Origin of the sequence: Cellulomonas fimi (assembly GCF_028527925.1) — a bacterium.
GTDB classification, from domain to species: Bacteria; Actinomycetota; Actinomycetes; order Actinomycetales; family Cellulomonadaceae; genus Cellulomonas; species Cellulomonas fimi_C.
The window spans coordinates 1-562 of record NZ_JAPESW010000175.1 but is presented as its reverse complement, the minus strand read 5'-3'; the positions used below and the strand labels follow the sequence as shown (position 1 = coordinate 562).

Below are 562 nucleotides of genomic sequence, written 5' to 3'. Positions count from 1 at the left end.
GTGCGCGGCACGTGACCGATCGCGACGAACACGCCGGTCGCGGGATGCTCGCGCGTCTGCCCGGTGACGGTGTCGCGCAGGGTCACGCCGGTGACCTTGTCCTCGCCGTGGATGGCGACGACCTCGGAGTTCCACGCGAACTCGATCTTCGGGTCGGCCGCGGCGCGGTCGGCCATGATCTTCGACGCGCGCAGCTGGTCGCGGCGGTGCACGAGCGTGACACGCTTGCCGAACCGGGTCAGGAAGGTCGCCTCCTCGACCGCGGAGTCGCCACCGCCGACGACGATGATCTCCTGGTCACGGAAGAAGAACCCGTCACAGGTCGCGCACCACGACACGCCACGACCGGACAGGCGCTTCTCGTCGTCGAGACCGAGCTCACGGTAGGCCGAGCCGGTGGACAGGATCACGGCGCGCGCGGCGTAGGTCTCGCCTCCGGAGACGGTGACCGTCTTGACCTCGCCCTCGAGCGAGAGCGCGACGGCGTCGTCCCAGAGCACCTCGGCACCGAACTTCTCGGCCTGCTTCTGCAGGGCGTCCATGAGCTCGGGGCCCTGGATCC

General features: G+C 69.8%; 1 protein-coding gene. It reads right to left on the bottom strand.

From position 1 onward, the window contains the following. Positions 1 to 562, bottom strand: a 562-nt coding sequence (locus OMK64_RS21535; RefSeq protein WP_272730167.1) for an NAD(P)/FAD-dependent oxidoreductase, incomplete at both ends; no start/stop codon positions are given.